General features: G+C 47.6%; 15 protein-coding genes. 1 reads left to right on the plus strand and 14 read right to left on the minus strand.

Annotation, left to right across the window (positions count from 1 at the left end; all coding sequences use genetic code 11):
• Positions 1 to 9 precede the first annotated feature (9 nt).
• The 9 genes from BN1938_RS17105 to BN1938_RS17145 all read right to left on the minus strand — a co-directional run bounded on the left by BN1938_RS17105 (position 10) and on the right by BN1938_RS17145 (position 10,945).
• Positions 10 to 1,056 carry a uroporphyrinogen decarboxylase family protein gene (locus tag BN1938_RS17105; RefSeq protein WP_050641734.1) on the minus strand — a complete coding sequence of 349 codons (1,047 nt, stop codon included), beginning with the start codon at positions 1,054 to 1,056 and terminating at the stop codon, positions 10 to 12.
• The gene (locus BN1938_RS17110; protein ID WP_050641735.1) at positions 1,056 to 2,288 is read right to left on the minus strand and encodes a TIM barrel protein; all 1,233 of its coding nucleotides are present in this window, start codon (positions 2,286 to 2,288) and stop codon (positions 1,056 to 1,058) included. Before BN1938_RS17110 ends, BN1938_RS17105 begins: the two co-directional genes overlap by 1 nt.
• 112 nt (positions 2,289 to 2,400) lie before the next feature.
• Complete coding sequence (locus tag BN1938_RS17115) at positions 2,401 to 3,477, minus strand: uroporphyrinogen decarboxylase family protein (protein ID WP_050641736.1); 1,077 nt, start codon at positions 3,475 to 3,477, stop codon at positions 2,401 to 2,403.
• A 153-nt stretch (positions 3,478 to 3,630) separates the two neighbouring features.
• Positions 3,631 to 4,728, minus strand: a complete 1,098-nt coding sequence (locus BN1938_RS17120; protein ID WP_050641737.1) for a substrate-binding domain-containing protein — start codon at positions 4,726 to 4,728, stop codon at positions 3,631 to 3,633.
• 70 nt (positions 4,729 to 4,798) lie between these two features.
• Entirely contained in the window at positions 4,799 to 5,761 is a 963-nt protein-coding gene (locus BN1938_RS17125; RefSeq protein ID WP_050641738.1) for an ABC transporter permease, read from the minus strand.
• 11 nt (positions 5,762 to 5,772) lie between these two features.
• Positions 5,773 to 6,753: an ABC transporter permease gene (locus BN1938_RS17130; protein WP_050641739.1), complete on the minus strand. Its 981-nt coding sequence runs from the start codon at positions 6,751 to 6,753 to the stop codon at positions 5,773 to 5,775.
• A complete protein-coding gene (locus tag BN1938_RS17135) occupies positions 6,750 to 8,255 on the minus strand; it encodes a sugar ABC transporter ATP-binding protein (RefSeq protein ID WP_050641740.1) in 1,506 nt (501 codons plus the stop codon). Before BN1938_RS17135 ends, BN1938_RS17130 begins: the two co-directional genes overlap by 4 nt.
• 469 nt (positions 8,256 to 8,724) lie before the next feature.
• Positions 8,725 to 9,735 carry a LacI family DNA-binding transcriptional regulator gene (locus tag BN1938_RS17140; protein WP_050641741.1) on the minus strand — a complete coding sequence of 337 codons (1,011 nt, stop codon included), beginning with the start codon at positions 9,733 to 9,735 and terminating at the stop codon, positions 8,725 to 8,727.
• A gap of 214 nt (positions 9,736 to 9,949) precedes the next feature.
• The gene (locus BN1938_RS17145; protein WP_050641742.1) at positions 9,950 to 10,945 is read right to left on the minus strand and encodes an SPL family radical SAM protein; all 996 of its coding nucleotides are present in this window, start codon (positions 10,943 to 10,945) and stop codon (positions 9,950 to 9,952) included.
• Between the two features lie 196 nt (positions 10,946 to 11,141).
• Here BN1938_RS17145 and BN1938_RS17150 point away from each other — a divergent pair, with 196 nt between their 5' ends.
• Entirely contained in the window at positions 11,142 to 12,113 is a 972-nt protein-coding gene (locus BN1938_RS17150; protein ID WP_050641743.1) for a Gfo/Idh/MocA family protein, read from the plus strand.
• Between the two features lie 348 nt (positions 12,114 to 12,461).
• Here the strand turns inward: BN1938_RS17150 and BN1938_RS17155 are convergent, their stop codons facing one another.
• From BN1938_RS17155 to BN1938_RS17175, 5 genes are read right to left on the minus strand one after another with little or no spacing between them, the layout of a single operon-like run.
• Complete coding sequence (locus BN1938_RS17155; protein WP_050641744.1) at positions 12,462 to 13,400, minus strand: ABC transporter permease; 939 nt, start codon at positions 13,398 to 13,400, stop codon at positions 12,462 to 12,464.
• On the minus strand, positions 13,397 to 14,950 hold the full coding sequence (locus BN1938_RS17160; RefSeq protein WP_050641745.1) for an ATP-binding cassette domain-containing protein: 1,554 nt from the start codon (positions 14,948 to 14,950) through the stop codon (positions 13,397 to 13,399). The genes BN1938_RS17155 and BN1938_RS17160 overlap by 4 nt, the downstream gene beginning before the upstream one ends.
• A gap of 15 nt (positions 14,951 to 14,965) precedes the next feature.
• A complete protein-coding gene (locus BN1938_RS17165) occupies positions 14,966 to 15,937 on the minus strand; it encodes an ABC transporter permease (protein ID WP_050641746.1) in 972 nt (323 codons plus the stop codon).
• A 13-nt stretch (positions 15,938 to 15,950) separates the two neighbouring features.
• Positions 15,951 to 17,057 (minus strand): sugar ABC transporter substrate-binding protein, encoded by a 1,107-nt coding sequence (locus BN1938_RS17170; protein ID WP_050641747.1) that lies wholly within the window; start codon positions 17,055 to 17,057, stop codon positions 15,951 to 15,953.
• Positions 17,058 to 17,069: 12 nt separating this feature from the next.
• Positions 17,070 to 18,116 carry an alcohol dehydrogenase catalytic domain-containing protein gene (locus tag BN1938_RS17175; RefSeq protein ID WP_050641748.1) on the minus strand — a complete coding sequence of 349 codons (1,047 nt, stop codon included), beginning with the start codon at positions 18,114 to 18,116 and terminating at the stop codon, positions 17,070 to 17,072.
• Positions 18,117 to 18,119 lie beyond the last annotated feature (3 nt).

Below are 18,119 nucleotides of genomic sequence, written 5' to 3' on the forward strand. Positions count from 1 at the left end.
TGCACACCCCTATTCTGCGATTTGCTTTAATTTTTCAATATCTAAGGGATACGTCCCCAATTCCTTTAACGCATCCAAAAAGACCTTGTAATTCTGCGGATTTATTCCGCTGTGGATCGAGTTGGAGGAGGAGATAATGTGTCCGCCTCCCACGCTTCCCTGGAGCAGGCAGCGCGCCACTTCCCTGCGCACCTGGTCTTCTGTCTTATTTACAAGTGTTTCTACACAGTCCACATTTCCCTTGAATGCAATCCTGTCACCATACCTTGCCTTTAATGCGGCAAGATCCATATTTCCTCTGGCGTCTATCGGATCCAAACAGTCTATTCCTGTGTTTACCAGATCTTCTACTACGCTGTTTAAATCTCCGTCACTGTGTTTGATCACCTTGAGCCCCAGACTTTTCGCCTTCTTCACCAGTGCTTCAAAATGAGGCAGTACCTGTTCCCTGTACATGTCGGGATTCATGAGAAGCGCCTGGTCGTTGGCAATATCATCGCCCACAACGATGACCTCGATCCCAAGCCCGGCAAGATTTTCGCAGATTCTGCCGGAGTATTCCACGCTCATCTCCATCAGCCGCTGAACCAGCTTTGGTTCCTCATAAAAGCCCGCCAGGAAATTTTCAAATCCCATCAGATCCCTGGGCTGTGAAAATACGTCCCGCACCCTGGCAATCACACATTTTTCCTGTCCAAAGAGATCCAATGCTTTTTTAATCTTATTGAAGCGGTACGGCGCATCGGGATCAGGCATTTCATAGGTATCCAGATCGGACAATTCCTGGATCGGAAATCCTACCGGATTCGGATATTCGTCATAGGAAACCCTGGTAATTCCCCATTCATCGATGAAATGCCGGTCGTCTATTACTGTATTTTTTGAATCCAGTCCAACGGCAATCCCGTCCAGATCCATTTTCTGTACGAATTCCAGGTCATTTGCGGTATTGCAGATCTGCTCCATTACCTTTGGATTGAGCACCCACTCACAGGTGGGAACTCTGTCAGGCTCCTGCCGGTTTAAAGCTGCCAGAATTCTCTCTCTTCCATTCATCAGCATCCTCCTCCCAGTGTCAGTATTCCTTCCTCTCGGGTTTCAGCCGCATTTATATGATAACCGCTCTCCCGGTGGTTCCTCAGCGGATTGATATCCGTGAGCCCCAGTTCCATGCGAACAACGGATAACAGCGGCTCCACATCCGTTTCAAATGCCTCCATGATGATCTGGTTACATCTTACTACATCATTTTCTGCCTGGGCAGCTTTCAGGGCCTTACGGTCAATCAGCAATGCCTTTGCATAGGCGGTCTGGATATTCATGACTGAGTAAATGATGCCTTCCAGGCTGTTTTCAATATTATGGGACTGATCCAGCATATAGGCAATCTGGTTATCAACGCCTTCCATCCCCGCATCGATGATTTCTTTGAAAATCAGGAAGATCTCCAGCGGGTTCACGGTTCCCAGAATCAGGTCATCATCCGCATACCGGTGGTTGTTAAAATGGAACCCTCCCAGTTTTCCTTCATCCAGCAAAGTGGATATAATATGCTCAATATTGGTCCCCGGCAGATGATGCCCCAGGTCCACCAGCGTCTTTGCCTGAGGCCCTAATTTGCTGCACATCAGATAGGAGGTGCCCCAGTCCTGCACGTCGGTTGTGTAATAGAACGGTTCAAAGGGTTTATATTCCAGCAGTAGAGTCATATCCGGATCCATCGCATCATACAGAACCTTCAGGCCCTCATACAGGCGGTGCTTCCGCTCCCTCAGGTTATCCTGCCCCGGATAGTTGGTTCCGTCCGCCACCCACATCCCGATTGTCCGGGACCCCATCTCCCGCGCCATTCTGACGCAGTCTTTAAAGTGTTCCTTCGTCTGTTCACGTACCCAGTCCAACGGCGAACACATGGAACCATACCTGAACTCCTGCCCGGAAAATGTATTCGGATGCACGGTACCGATTTTCATGCCTTTCTCCTCGGCATATTCCCTGACCGGGCCGAATCTTCCGTCCTCAGTCTTGTCCCAGCACACATGGCTAGCCATTACCGGCGTGATCCCTAAGCACCTCTGGATTTCCGCACAGTCGTCGATCTTATCCCAGATCGTAACGGCTGCCCCTTTATCTTTAAATGTACCATATCGGGTTCCCGAATTTCCCACTGCCCAGGAGGGCAGTTCAATGACTTGCGCCTTTAGTAAATTTTTAATTTTCTCCAGGTCAAAACCCTTTTCACCTAATTCTTCTTTTAAAATCTCATATCTCTTTTCATATCGCTTCATTGACTTCTCCTTTATTTGTATCTATTTTCCCCTTTATTCATAACTGTCTTCACCTTTATTCATAACGATCTTATATATCCGTAACTACCCTATTTATTCGTAACTGTCTTATTTATTCGTAATAGGAATGCCTCGCAGCGTCCACAAATGCCAATACGTTTTCCCACGGCACTTCCGGCTCCAGTATATGCGTAGGGGCCACCACAAGCGCGCCTCTTTTTCCTAAGATCTTTTGAACTTCCTTTACTTTTTCCCTCACCTCTTCCGGTGTTCCAAAAGGCATCGTACTTTGTGTCCCGATTCCGCCCCAGAATGCCAGTCTGTCCCCAAATCTATCATATATAAGCGTCAGGTCATTACACTCCGGCTGTACAGGATTCAGGATATCGATGCCCTCCTCGATAAAATCATCCACAATATCTTCCACCTTCCCGTCACAGTGCCGGAAATAAAGTACTTCCGGATTCACAGCCTTCCCTGCCTGAACGATTCTTTTCATACGTTCTTTTATCAAAGCGCCGTACATCTCACGGCTCATCAGCGGCCCTTTTTGTGTCGCTACGTCATCTCCCAGGCGGATGATATCAACACCCAGCTCTGCATATTTCTTCGCCTGCTTGATCCGCAATTCTTCCAGTTTATCGCATATAGCCATAGCCACTTCTTCGTTTTCATAGTAATCCATCAAAAAAGTTTCCATCCCACGCAGCATCCACGCGGTTTCGAAGATCGTCTGATACAGCTCTCCCATTACCACATAGCCCCGGGACTTATATTCTTCAATTTTTTCTTTCATGCCCTCAAAACGGTAATCCGCATCCACATCCGGCCACTCGTAGCCATATACATCCTCGGCGGTCTCACACCACGCGAGGGGATGATACTTGAATTCCAGAAAATGTTCCTGTGACCCGGGCACGGCCCCAACTCCCCACTCATCGAAGATCACGTTATCCGGAAGTTTCTCTTTGAAATATTTTGTAAAATCCGTTTTCTTGTTTGTTACGCCGATATTTACTGACCTGACGTCAAAGTCAAAGTATTCTTCCGGCGCTTCCTCTGTTTGTTCCTGCTCATGATAACATTGCATCAGTCTCGGGGTAAACGCGCCCCAACTGATCTCAAATGGCATCCGGTCGGGTTTCCCCTCCCCCTTTAAAGCCGCCAGTACCCTTTCTCTTGCATTCATATACGCGTACCTCCTCCTGCAGACTGTGCAGGTTCCCTTTTCAAAGGGGACTGTCCCTCTTGACAGAGGGGTCTGTCCCCCTTGGCAGAGGTGTCTGTTCTCCTTGCAGAAGGGACTGCCCCCTTACAGCACAGTCTATTTATTTTTTAGTGACTAATAATCATACTCTCCTGCATTCTCCTTAGTAAACTTCAGCGGATCGCCGGCCGGTACTAAGCAGACATCATTCGCCTTTACCGTCCCGTACTCACCCAGATCGATTTCCGCTCCTGCCTCCAGAGCGACTTCCCCTGTTGCAAGCTTAACGGAAAGTGTTCCTGCTACATTTCCGCAGAGCCTGGTATCCCAGAGAAATGCATTTGGCATGGTGCCATTTTCCAGGTATGTCTTGCACTGGGACGGGGTTCCGGTTCCGCTTACCATGATCTTGCCAGTCAGCCCTGCATTTTCCACTGCCTGAGCTGCGGCTACAATTCCTACAGTTGTCGGAGAAATAATGCCTTTCAGGTCCGGATACTTCTGGATGGCAGCCTCTGCCTCTGTCAGGCTCTTTGTAGCTTCATCGTCTCCATAAAGAACATCTACAAATTCCATTTTCGCGTATTTCTCGTCTTCCGCCATCATATCCCGGTATATCTGCATTTGATTCTCCTGGAACGGGGTGCCGGTCTTAGAGCTCAATGCAACAAATTTGCCCTCATAATTCATGCTCTCTGCAAACGCCTCGAAGTTCTCCTTTCCAAGCACATCATAATCCGTAGACATTACCGCACCGTCTCTTCTGTCTTCGTTTCCGGTGACGTCATCATTCACGCAGAGAACGATAATTCCAGCGTCCCGCGCTTTATCAAAGGTAGCGCACAGAGCATCCGGATCACTTGGTGAAATACAGATCACATCGACCTTATCCTGGATGGCTGCCTCAATCAGCGGGATCTGAGCCGTCGCGTCGCTTGTATCCGGAGCCGTATCCTGGAATGTTGCCCCTGCCTTTTCCACGCTATCTTTCATCCCCTCAATGATCGGGTCAAAATAAGGAATCCCCTTTGTCAGGCAGATATAGCGGACTGTGACATCGGAAGCGCTTTTCGCACTGCCTTCTGCCTTATCGTCCGTACTTCCCTGCTCCTCTTCCTGTTTGCTGCTGTCACTTTTCGGGCTCTGCTCCACGCCCTTTTTCTCACATCCGCTTACCATCGCCGCAGCCAGTAAACAGATCCCCAATACTACTGATAATGTTCTTTTTTTCATAGCAATCCTCCTGATTTTTTTATTTATTTGTTTCTCATGGCTAATTATTTTTTTAATACTGTTGCACCTCCTATTCATATTTTTTAGCCATTTTTTCTAACCCGTTTGAAATAATTATTACAAGAATCAACAGCAGCCCCAATATCGCCATCTGTGCGTAATTGCTAAGAAGCGCCAGCCGCATGCCCGTTCTGATAAATACAATGATAAAAAATGCTGCCAGTGTTCCAAGGACACTCCCCCGGCCTCCCGCAAATGCGGTTCCACCCAGCAGGACCATGGTAATGACGTCCATCTGTCCGTCGCCCGCTATCGTATACTTCGCCATCTGCAGCCTGGACATTGTCATAATTCCTGCGATTGCACAAAATGTACCCTGAATTGTAAACAGCAGGACCTTTGTTTTTTCAACAGCAACGCCGGAATACAATGCTGTGCCGCGGTTCAGGCCAATGGCCGTTATCTTCCTGCCCCATACCGTCTTTTTCAGCAGAAAGGAGAAAATAAGGGCGATTATAATCAAGATAATCAGATTCAGTGGTATCAATCCCAAAATTGTGTATTGATCAAGGCCTATAAACCATTCCGGAAATCCCGAAATCGCCGCGTCACCAACCAGAACCTGTGAAAATCCCTGATAGACTGACATAATGCCGATTGTTATCACTAATGAGGGCAGCTTCGTTACCGTCACCAGAAGGCCGTTAAAAAATCCAAGCAGTGTCCCTGCCGCTATACCGATCACAATTAACACTGGCATACTCATCCCCGCCTGATACAGTACGGCCACCAGGCAGGCCACCAGACTCATGTTTGCCGCGATGGAAAGATCGATCTCCCCCGATGTCAGAAGGAGGGTAAACGGAATCGCCATCAGCCCGAGTTCGCAGTAGAATATCGTGGAACCAAGCAGAAATCTGATATCCAGAAAGTTTGGCGACAGCAGGACCCCGACCACAAGGCTTAAAATCATGAACACAAACACCGTCAGTTCCGGCCGGATCATCCGGTTCATTTTTAATTTATGCTTCATCATTGACCCCCTTATCTCGCTTCGCTGACTGCCAGCCTGTTTTTAATTAAGTTATCGATAATGACAGAGACTACGATGATAATTCCATAAATGGCCTCCTGCCAATATCCGGAAATGCCTGTTATTGAAATGGCATTCTGTATGACTCCCAGAAGCAGGCATCCCAGTACAGTCCCCGTCACTTTGCCGACTCCGCCGTTCATACTGGTCCCGCCGATCACAACCGCGGCAATAGCCGTGAATTCCAGGCCCCGCCCCGCGGCTCCCGGATCCATATAGCCGATTCTGGATATAAAGATCATCCCAGCCAGACCGCTTAACCCGCCGGCCAGTGTGAAGACAAACAACTGTACCCGGTTGTTCGAAATCCCCCGCAGGCTTGCCGCCGCAGGGTTACAGCCAATTTCATATATTTGCCGTCCTGCCCGGAAGTATTTTAAAAATAATGCAAGAAGAACTGCCGCCAGAAGCGCAATCAGTACAGAATATGGAATCCCGATGACGGACTGCTTTGGTTGGGAAAGCGCCATTAAGGACTGCGGTATCACCGAATTATCGATCTGTTTACCGCCCAGAATGAAAATCACGCCACGGTATACATTCATAGTTCCCAGTGTAACAATGACTGATGGAATCTGAAACTTAGTCACGATAAACCCATTGATCAGCCCCAGTACACATCCCAGTGCAATCGCCACGATAAAAACAACTGCGATAGGCAGGCCGCTGTATGTTTTAAAGAGCAGTCCCGCCGCATACCCGGAACACGCCAGGATCGCGCCCAATGACATGTCTACGTTTCTGCTCACTATCTCGATCATCTCCCCCAGGGATACAATCAGCAAAAATGGAAAAAACAGCAGGATGTTGACCAGCGAAGTGGTTGAAAAAAAACGGGGCTCTACGATGCATACGACTGCATAGATAATCACGATCATAGCAATCACGCCTAATTCACGAAATGAACTTAAATTCAGCTTTTTCTTTTTCATTGCGCCTCCTCCAGACAATCGTGCGCCGCGGACAGGATCTTAACGTCTGTGATCTCGTCCTTTCGCAGCATTCCCGTCTGTTTTCCTTCATACATAACCATGACCTTATCGCTCAGTGATATGATCTCACTCAATTCGGAGGAGATCATCATAATGCATTTTCCTTCCTCTGCCAATTTTCTAATCAGCCTGTAGACTTCTTCCTTAGCCCCCACGTCGATTCCCCTCGTGGGCTCGTCCAGAATCAGAATATCCGGGTTCGTACTGATCCACTTTGCCAGACTGACCTTCTGCTGGTTTCCGCCGGACAGGTCTCCCACTTTCTGCGTGACAGACCTGCATTTTGTTTTCAGGCCCTCCACGTATTGTTCAGAGATCTTTTTCTCTTTCTTCGTATCAATGTAACCTAACTTCTTTTTCATACTGTCAATAATTGCAAATGTGGTATTAAAGGCAATTGGTTCCGAAACAAACAGTCCCAAGCCCTGCCGGTCTTCAGGCACCAGCGCAATTTTATTTTTGATAGCTGCCTCTGGGGACTCAATCTTTACTTCTTTTCCCCCGATTCTGATCCGCCCCGACTTCACCGGCGTAATCCCGAATATACCTCTGGCCACTTCTGTCCGCCCTGCCCCCATAAGGCCCGCAACCCCCATGATCTCACCCTTAGCAATCTGAAAGCTGACATGTTCAAAAATGCCGGGAATACTGATATCTTCTACCTCCAAAAATGGCTGCCCAAAGGTCTTGCTCTCTGACTCTCTGCCCCCTGCCCTGAATTCCCTGCCGATCATCTTCTGGATAATCTGGTCCTTGGTGATTTCTGAATTCAGATATGTACCTACGATCTCTCCATCCCGCAGAACCGTAATTCTGTCCGAAACTGCCTTAATCTCCTCAAGCCTGTGGCTGATATAGACGATCGTCTTTCCCTTTTTACGCAGGGTATCGATGAGCTCCAGCAGGTTATCCACCTCGGAAGGCGTGAGCGATGCGGTAGGCTCATCCATAAAAATGATCTTCGCATCCGAAGAAAGTGCGGAAGCAATCTCTATCAGCTGCTGCTCTGCAACGGAAAGGCCCTTCATCATCCTGCCCGGTGAAAACTCAAGCCCCACTTCCAGCATCGCCTCCGATGCCTTCCTGTTCAGGTCCTCCCATTTGATCTTCCGGGTATCAAAATGTCCGGTGAATATATTCTCCGCAATACTCAGATCCTCAAAGACGGAAGGTTCCTGGTGAATCATGGCAATACCGTGTCCGATGGCGTCCACCGGATGTTTCATCCGCACGGCCTTCCCTTCCAGATAAATCTCACCTGAGGTTGGCTGGTAAATTCCGAATAATATTTTCAGAAGCGTCGACTTTCCTGCTCCGTTCTCACCGATCAGCGCATGTACCTCCCCGGCTTCCAAATCAAAGTCTACAGACTTAAGAACATTATTTTTTCCAAAGGATTTACATATCTTCTGAGCGCTTAATAAACTATCTTTTTTCTCCAATATTTCTCTCCTTCCCTTCAGTATTGGGATTGATCCCACTCTATGCGGTAAAAAACAGCCGTTGTTTCCCGGCTTAATTGGGATTGATCCCATTTCTTATTTCATTTATAACATATACTAAAATTAATGTCAATAAACTTGTAAGTTTTTATATTTTTGCAATTCATTTTCGTTGTTTTTACTATATTTTTATTTTTCATTTGTTCATATTTACTATATTTGGTTTTCTATAAAACTAAACAGCAAATTTTCTCTAATTCCTAAATCAGAACAAAGTGTGCAAGCCCCTCACTCATGAGGGGCTTGCACACTTTGGCGCCGCCGCGATGCCGCTTTGCGGCTATATACCTTATCGCGGCATGTGCATCCTCCCGGAGGGTTTTTATGATATAGGAAATTCCAGAGGAATTTCCTATATCATAAAAAAACATGTTCCAGAATCATTGTCCGAAACATGTTTCCATATATACTACGTGCTTTCTCTTTCTATAAAGGTGGTATTCATTTCAATGGTCTCATTAATCCCGTTGTTCTCCTCGATTTTCCGAAACAGCAGCTCTGCCGCTTCATTTCCCATCATACGTATGGGCTGGGAGATCGTCGACAATTTGGGACGGATAATGGAACTGATCTCGATATTATCGTATCCGATCACCCGGATATCCCCGGGCACGCTGTATCCGTTTTCCTGTATCCAGGATATCGCGCCTATCGCCAGCATATCCGTAGCGGCAATCACGGCATCCACTTGTTTCCCTGACTGCATGATCTGAGAAATCCCTTCTGCTCCAAGCATAAAATGTGACATCCTGCACCAGTTATAAGGCGCCTGATATACCAGATCCCGGGAATACCGGATTTCATGATCCTTTAATCCCTGTTTATATCCCTCAAACCGGTACATAACTGCGCAGATCTCTTCCAGGCCGATAAAGGCAATATTCCGACAGCCCTTTTTATATAAATAATCAACATTCTCGCGCACCGCTTTTTTTCCATCTGTATAAACCACTGACACGGTAGGATCGCGCAGGTAGGGGTCATCGGTAAATACTACCGGAACCGTCTCCGACAATTCGAATACATCTTTGAACACCTCATCCTTGCGGTATACACAATAAATGATGCCGTCAATGTTACGCTCCTGAAGCTGCTCCAGATATACTTTTCCCTTTTGTGAATCATATTCCCCATTGCACAGCATAACAAAATAACCATATTTTCTGGCAATATCTTCTATTCCTGACAACAGCATGCTATAGAAAAGATTCGTGGAATCCGGAACGACTAAAGCGATCGTCTTGGACCTGCCCGTCTTAATCCCCTGTGCGAACAGGCTTGGGCGGTAGTTCAGTTCCTTCATGGCGGCTTCCACCTTAAGCCTTGTAGATTCTTTAATGGCCCCGTTTTTATTAATCACACGGGAAACCGTTGATTTCCCCACCCCGGCCAATTTTGCGACATCATAAATTGTACTCATTTGAACTCCTATTTTCACTCAGATCGTCTCAATACCTTATACCCAAAGGGCATGCATTACGGGATGCCCTTTGGGTATGCTTTCTCCCCGCATTGATACTCTGTATTCATATGGGTTATTTTAACATTCTTAGTGAAAATGTACAACCAAAGAAGTCTGATTCGTACGACTTTTCCTGCTCTGGACTAAGAAGTCACTGCCCTCAGCCTTACGGTCAGCTGATATAAAGGATCTGCACATCCCCCAGGATTCTTTTTATCTCCGCCCTCAGAAAATTTTCTGCCTCAGCCCGCGCTTCCGGGCGGTAGCAGTATCTTCCCCTGCCGCGCCCGGTCATCCTCTCCTGATCGTATAAGTCTTCCGCCCCCGGAAAGGCATCTTGATTAATGGCACGGTGGACATAGGAATAGGTCATCAAAATAATTTCCAGGAACATCTCTCTTTTCATTTTAACAGACAGACCGCTCTCCAGCTCTTCCAGAAGCTCCGTATACAGTTTCTTCCAGTCATCAACCAGAATCACCGGTGCAATCAGAAGGCCGCAGGGATACCCTGCTTCACACATCTCGTTCACAGCCTGGATCCGCTGCTTAAGACTGGACGTCCCCAATTCAATCCTGCTGATAATTGGCTGTGGGTTCACACTCATTCTGAAGATCACCCTGCCGCCGTGTTCCAGTCCCAGAAGCGGCTCCACCATATCAAATTTAGTTGGAAATGTTATCTTTCCTCTTCCCTCCTCTACAAAACGAGGAATGGTATAGAGCAGATTCTGCGTGATGGTATTTTCTAATACAAGGTCACTGTTACTGCCGATCTCAAATGTCAGCGGCTGTTCACTCTTCATGCTCTTTTTTATCAGACGGTCCAGCATCTGCTCGCGGTTCACAAATAATCTGAGATACGCGCATTTATTGTAATTGCACACAAGATAGCAGTACAGGCACATGGCCGTACAGCCGGAGGAGGTATAAGGCACCAGATAATCGGATACTTTATGATTCTCCACATATTTATGCGTCTTGCGTATCCCAATAATCAAATTCCTCTTCATTCGGCCAAATTCGGAATTGGGCTTTTCCTGCATCTCTTTGATGGAGTTGTGGCTCTCAATCGGTATCCAGGGGAGGCTGCCAAATTGTTCCTTCAGCTGCTCTCCTAATGTATAAGACAGAGAGTCCGGTTCATAGTAAACAGCATCAAATTTCATAATTATCTCTTTTCTTTTATTTTTTAAGGCTAACGGCCTGCATATAGTATGCGCTGCGGAAAAGAATTTATCATGTTTTGATAAATATGTTATAATAACCTTAATCCACAGCTCTTCCGCTGTTCTGGCGAAAGGGCATGAGTTTCTGGACAGTTTCTAAGCTTTATTAAACATACCTGAAAGGAGTTTACTATCTATGAAAAAAATACGTTGGGGCGTTCTCGGTACTGCCCAAATTGCGAAAGAACAGACTATCCCTGGTATGCAGATGGCGAAAAACTGCGAGTTGTATGCCATAGCAGGACGTTCACTGGAAAAGGCGGAACAATTCCGTGATGAATTTCATTTTCAAAAAGCCTATGGAAGTTATGATGATCTGCTGGAGGATCCGGAAGTGGAGGCTGTCTACATACCGCTCCCGAATAACCTTCATAAGGAATGGGTCCTGAAAGCGGCTGCCTGTAAAAAGCATGTATTGTGCGAAAAGCCGGCGAGCGGAAGCGCCGCAGATACGAAAGAAATGATCCAGTCATGCAACGCTGCGGGCGTCATTTTTATGGAGGCATTTGCCTACCTTCACTCTCCGGTCATGAAGGAGCTTAAAAAGCAGATCGACAACGGTCTGATTGGAAATGTGAATATGATAGAATCTGTCTTCTTTACGCCCGGCTACGAAGATGATATCCGCATCCGCCGAGATACTCTGGGAGGCTCCGTCTATGACCTTGGATGCTATACCATCAGCTTTGCTTCCTGCCTGTTTGGTTCAGCTCCGCTTTCCGGGCAGGCTGTTTCACATTTTACCGGGGAGAAAATTGATGACCTGACCACCGGATACCTGATGTATTCCGGCGGCAGGCGCGCGGTGTTCTCCTGCGGCATGTTCCCTTATCAGCGCGGGGACCGATCCTTTGTCTATGGAGATCGTGGAGTCTTAGAAGTACCGGTCAGATTTAACGCGGAAGGAAAACAGAAGTGGTATCTGGTACAAGATGAAAAGCGCACCGAATTCTGTGTCGATGCCCCACATAATTATATGTTGGAAGTAGAACAGCTTGGTGCCTGTATACTGAATGGGGAGACGCCCCTTGTCAGCCATGAATTTTCAATTGGGGTCGCTGAGGCTATGGATATGGTACTGTCATCCTGTGGGTATCCGGAGCCATAAGATAAAGCAATATGCTGTTCTGAGAAATAGAGCTTGGAAAAGAAAAGAGTTGAATCGGAAGCGTCCTTGCAACATTCAAGGAAAATAATATTCTTAATCTGAAAGCCAGCCCGGAAAAATTTGAATTTGTAATCTATCCCAAATAAAACACCACCTACGACGCATTCGCGTTTTCAGTGGTTCAACTATTATCACTTTTTTACTGTCAATTGTCAATATTTTAGTGCTAATAACTGTCTCTGCGGAGGGTTACTGTGCACATCCTTTGGGCGTGCACAGTAACGGCATCTGTCTCTTACTCCTCCTACCGGAAGGATTTTGTATCTTATAGGCAAACCTCTTTCACCCTCACTTCTGTCCTCTGAAATTCATCACCAGCACTACGCCCAGAAGAACGATTCCGTTTATCACTGCCTCGGCCCAGAATGGCGCCCCCAGAATGCTGATCACATTGAAGACCATTCCCAGGAATACCGCAGACCACAGCACCCCCGGTATATTATATCTACCTGGTGTATGAACCGTAGTACTCAAAAAGGTAACAGCCAGTCCTGGAAGCAGATAGCTTTGTCCTGTATCGGGATACACATTTTTTGACTGGCTCATCAATACGACGGCGCATAGGCCAATCAGAACAGATGCCATGATAAAAGAAACAAAACGCACTATCTTCGTACGGATTCCCGCAAGAGAGACTACACGTTCAGAATGTCCGATCGCATAGATATATTTCCCCAGAGGCGAATGCTCCAGTATGAGCCAGGCAGCGATACCTGCTGCCAGGCATACCCAAATGCAGATATTGAGCTTCACGATCTTAATTTTACTGATCCACATCAGCAGATCCGGTGTCACACCGGTAAATGCCTTGCCGCCGTTCAACCCCAATGAGCCCCCGTACATGATCATGCCGGTGGCCAATGTAGAGATCGTGGAGGGAATCTTAAACACCACCGTGATCAGACCGTTTAAAACTCCCAGTACGACACTGCCCAGCATAATCACAACAAATACACCCAGGGCCGTCCCCCCGGCCGATGCCATCTTGCCGCCAAGCATCAGCAGTAAGCCGATCATATATCCCAGTGAAATATCGAATTCCCCAACCGCCAGAGGTATCAGAGATGCCATAGCGAACATCGCGACGGGGACTCTGCCGATACCGATCACATTTATATTTCTGAGATTCGCGAACTGTGGAACCGCTAACGCAAATATGACTGCCAATACTACGGTTATCACAGCAAGACCGTTCTTACTGAGATCCATACTCTTCCTATTCTTCATAGATAGCTCCACCTCGCAATCGTCTCTCTTTCCAGAATGCCGTCTTTTTTCTGAATCTGTCCTGCCGCCTTTCCTTCCCGTATCACTACAATCCTGGTACATAAGTCTGCGAGCTGCTCCGGTTCTGTAGAAAAGACAATGATTCCCATTCCCTGAGAGGCCGCTTCTTTCAGTAATGCGAACAGCCTCTGCCGTGAATTGGGGTCCACTCCGTAGGTCGGGTCGTCCAGGACGAATACCTTGGGCTTTAAGCTCATCCATTTAGCCATAATCGCTTTCTGCTGATTTCCCCCCGAGAATGTCCCGAATTTCTTTTCAAAACTATCACGGGGCTGTATATCGAATATCTCCTGCATCATCTGAAGGGTTCGCCTGGATAGTTTTTTCCGCCTCCAGTATTTCTTTTCATTTGGCATAAAAAGATTCTCTCTCGCAGAGCATTCCATAACGCCTCCGGATTTCGGACGGTCGCTGGGAAGCAGTACAAGACCGTTCCTGATGGCCTTTCTTGTGCTCATATGGCGCGGAAGGAGGCTGCCCCCGACATAGATCTCCCCCTCCTCCCTGGACCATCTTCCAGACAGCAGCCAGGGCAGCTCGGATATCCCGCTGTCAGCTACGCCGACGATTCCAAGTATATCTCCCGCATACAACTCAAAAGAACATCCGTTCAGGTTTCCATACTTAAGATTCTCGACCCGCAGCACTTCCGCGCCTATCTGATACTGCGTTTTGCACTTGAGCAAATCCCACAAAGAGGAAAGGGTATACTCCCTCTTTGCTTCTGTTTCCTTCTGTGCCTCACCGTTTCTGCGGAGCATCTGGCTGACGATGATCTCTTCCGTAATATCTCCCACGTTTCCATGAAATACCATCTCCCCATCGTTCAATATCACCACAGTGTCACAATATTTAAGCACGGCTTTCAGCCGGTGGCTTATCATAATGATCGGTATTCCCTTTGCAGCCAGCATCTTCATTCGTTGAAGAAAGAATTCCGCTTCATTTTCGGGAATTGAAGCCTCTGATTCGTCCAATATCAGCAGCTTCGTCTGCTTTTGTTCTTCCTCCTGGCCTATTGCGATGGCTATTGCCAGCATATTGCGCTGCATGGCGCTCAATTCTCTCACCATCTGTTCTGTTTCTAATGAGATCTCATACGTCAAAAGCAATCTTTCCGCATATTCTTTGATTCCTTTCCAATCAATCCGTCCATTTTTTTTCGGGTACCCTTTGAATGCGGCGATACATTCTGCCACTGTAAAATCGTCTATCAGCGGGCTCTCCTGATGTACTGCGCGCACACCCATGCGGTACGCTTCATTCGAATCGGGAATATCACTGCATTTTTGACCGGCAATCGTAATTTCAGAACCTGATCCCTTATCAGGATGATAGATCCCTGTCAGTACCTTGATCAACGTGGACTTGCCGCTGCCGTTAGCTCCGAGCACACCGCAAATGATTCCATCCTTCACCGAAAGACTTACATCTTTTAGTACTGTAACACCGGCAAATGATACTGAAATATGTTCCATCTCAACAGACATTGCCTTCTCCTTTCGTTACTTCACTTTCCGTCCTGCTTTCTGAGTCAGAAGTACTGAGATCCAGATCGACAGGATCAGAAGCACTCCCTGAAAAACATAGCTCCCCCATACCGGCGCGCCGGCGATCTCGATTCCATTCTGTCCCAGAGCACAGAGGGCCACTCCTACGACCAGACCAGGTACATTCAGCCGCCCGGGATGAAAAGACGCCTTGCTCAGGAATACGACGGAGTATGCCGGAAGCAAAAGAGAGGTGCCATAGGCAGAGCTGGCGGCACCCAGCTGTCCCAGCATCACGATTGACGATATCCCGCAAAAGAATCCGGCCACAGTGAATGCGGTGAGCCTGACTCTCTCCGCCTTGATCCCGGCGAATATTGCCGTGCGCCCTGACGTACCCACGGCGTACAGATGCCTGCCGAATTCCGTATGATTCAGGACAAAATGAATGACCGCGCACAGCATCAGGAGAAAGATTACACTATATCCCACATAGAATACCTTTCCTCTTGCAAAATGAATCATCGACTGCGGAATATTGGTGTTCAGGATTCCCCCTCCCGACAATGCCTGTGTAATCCCGGCCAGTGAAAGTCCCACGCTCATCGTCGCAATAAAGGAATTGATCCTGAGCTTGGTGACGATCAAGCCATTCAGAGCTCCGCATGCGGCACCTGCTGCAATCATCACGGAAACCACCACGCCCCCCGGAAAGCCTTTCCCTGAAAGGAAGGCACCGAGCACCATGCAGAAGCACAAGATGTATCCCAGTGAAAGATCAAATTCATCTACTACAAGAATGAACAATCCCCCCAGGGCCAGACATCCTACCACGGATTCACTGATGAATATATTGCTGAAATTCTGTACTGTAAGAAAAGATTCGGATAATGACCCAAAGATCAAAATAATGATCAGCAAAACGCCCAGCATTCCATATTTTTCTAGTATTGTATTTCTCCCATTTCGAATATCAGCTTCCTTCATATCGTACCCTCTTTTAATCCCAAAGCTCATAATAACGTTCTTTGTAGTTCATATTCGGCGCCCACGCTTCCCCTTCTTTGGGCAGGCTCTGAATGTCTATGATCTGATAAGGCAGATTTTCGCCTCTAGGCGCTGCAAGTTTCTGTCCATTTAAGACACGTATGGCCTGGTCTGCCGTTGCGTAGCCCAAATATACGTTATCGTAGGCAGCTGTACATGACGCAACCGTTCCCTGTCTGATCAGGGAGATCATCTCCTGATTTCCTAATACTCCGCATACCTTCACATCCTGTATCCCTGCTGTCTCAAGCGCTTCTGTCACACTGACCGCTGCCGGGTCAAAGGGCAGAAAGATAAATTCTGTTTCCGGGTTGGCGGTCACATAACCGATAACCATGCGGTTCAATTCATCCCCCATTTGTTCGAATGTAAACTTCTGAAGCTGGCTGTCAACTGACAGTTCCGTCTGTTCCAGCCCCGCCAGCAGACCATCTTCAAAATATTCCACGGAATAAGATCCCGGACAACTGTAGATGACGACATGTCCGCTCAGTTCTCTATGGGACTCCATCCATTCGGCCATTGCCGTTCCGAGCGCCCGGTAATCAGGTCCGACATCAAACAGGAAATCAACCAGTCCCTCCTCCTCCAGATCCAAACGCGGGTTGGGGTCATCCGTACCGTTGGAACCGCTCACGATCGGGATTCCAGCCGTATTCGCCGCCTGGATTCCCTGCTGGACGCTTCTCGCATCAAGCGAGATCGTAATAATGATATCTGCCTGCCATGCAATCGCATTCATAATCGCGGTATTTTCCTCATCCGGCGTCCCCTTCCCGTCAAACATCTGGATATCCCAATCATATCGCTCTCCCACCTCCTGAATGGCTTCACATGGAACGATACAGCCGGACAAAGAGGCCTGTGCCGGTACTAAAGCCACTTTTACGCCTCTTGGCGCCTTCGCTTTCTCAGCCGGACCCTCAAACTTTGTTTCTTTCAAATCTGTCTTTTGTACCTCTTCTTCCTTCAGCTCTTCCGGCAATTCTATCAGAGCATCACATCCCGTCATCAGAAATACCGTCAAAACCAGAACCGCCAGAATTCTTATTCTCTTCATATCTTGCCACCTCTATTTTGCTGTCCCCTTAGGATGAATCATCACTTTGATGGATTCTTTATCTTCCAGGCTTTCATCAAGCGCTTCAAAATATTCTTCCAGCTTATAATGTCCTGTTATCAGACAATCACAGTCCACTTTTTTACCGCTGATGATCTCGATACATTTATCAAACTCACTGTTAAAAGTGGAACCGACATAGGTCCATTCATTAATGATGAACTGAGCGATCGGCAGTGGAAGCTCTTTTTTCTCACCGTTCGGAAAGGAATATCCTACAAAAGTCCCGCCCTTTTTCAGGTATTTCAAAGAGGCACGGCTCATTTCGGCGCTGCCGCATGCATCCACAATGATATCAAAACCTTTTGGAAAACCGGCCGCAGTCTCCACCAATATCTCCGCCTCTTTTCCCGGCTCGGCAAGATAGGTAAGAGCCCCTTTTTCCTTCAGGATCTTCAATTTACTCTCCACCAGATCTATCACTGCTGTATTCTGCGCACAGGAATTTAAAAATAACTGTGTCAGTATATTCCCGCTGGCTCCGGCGCCCAGAACTAGCACATCATCGCAGTACCTGACTTGGCTTCTCTCTACAGCCCTCAGACAGCAGCCAATCAATTCGCACAGGGCTGCCTGGTCATAGGTGACAGCATCTGGTATCCGATAGACATTCCTCTCATCCACCGCGATATATTCCGCCATCCCGCCCTGCAGATTATGCCCCATAGAACCAAACGCTTCACAAAAAGCGCTTTCTCCTCTCCTGCAGTAATAGCATGTCCCGCACGGTACGCCATTATCTACTGTCACCCTCATCCCTTCCTGGAGAGATAAGACGTTCCTGCCGGTCTTGACGATCCTGCCTGCCAGTTCGTGTCCCGGCACCGCCGGATATCTTCCAAGGACAGAGCCATTTTGGTCATGTGACTTTTCTGCCGGCTTGCAGATTCCGCAGGACATAACCTCGATCAGTACCTGCCCGTCACTGCACTCCGGCGTATCGATCTCACGGATACTGGCATATTTTCTTCCGGGTCTGTCATATACTAATGCTCTCATATT

This window comes from Eubacterium sp. SB2 (genome assembly GCF_001244405.1).
In the GTDB taxonomy this organism is placed as follows: Bacteria; Bacillota; Clostridia; order Lachnospirales; family Lachnospiraceae; genus Faecalicatena; species Faecalicatena contortus_B.